1 protein-coding gene is annotated in these 607 nt (G+C 56.5%); it reads right to left on the minus strand.

The window, feature by feature from the left end:
• The coding region (locus QJ48_RS34985; protein ID WP_054977829.1) for a pseudouridine synthase at window positions 1-607 on the minus strand (607 nt) is incomplete at both ends.

Here is a 607-nt window from a genome sequence, read left to right on the forward strand (position 1 = left end):
TTGCGTGACTTGGCTTCTCCCGCTTTAAGCGCTTCCTGGCGAAGCTCGTTGACCTCCTGCGGGGTCAGGTGGCGAAACTTGCCCCGGGGGATGCCAGATAACTGAAGCGGCCCGAATTGAATCCGTTTCAGCTTGATGACCGGATGATGGATTGCGTCGAACATCCGCCGCACCTGCCGGTTGCGCCCTTCGTAAATCGTAATTTTCACGACGGCTTCGTTGGTTTCCGGACGCACGTCCTGGTATTCCACCTCGGCGGGCGCGGTCATGCCGTCGTCAAGCTCGATCCCGTTCTTCAGCTTGTCCAGCAGGCTGCCATGGGGCACACCTTTGACCGTGGCCAAATAGGTGCGCGGCACGTGGTGCTTCGGATGGGTCAGCAAATGGGCGAATTCGCCGTCATTGGTGAGCAGCAGCAAGCCTTCCGTATCGTAATCGAGCCTGCCGATCGGGTAAATGCGCTGCTTGATGTTTTTGAAAAACTCCGTCACCGTTTTGCGTCCTTCGGGATCTTGAGCGCTCGTGATGACGCCTTTCGGCTTGTTAAAGATCACATACACTTTGGACTGCCGGCGGATCGGCTTGCCGTCCACTTTAATAAAATCCT

Origin of the sequence: Paenibacillus sp. A3 (genome assembly GCF_001399685.1) — a bacterium.
Lineage (GTDB): Bacteria > Bacillota > Bacilli > Paenibacillales > NBRC-103111 > Paenibacillus_G.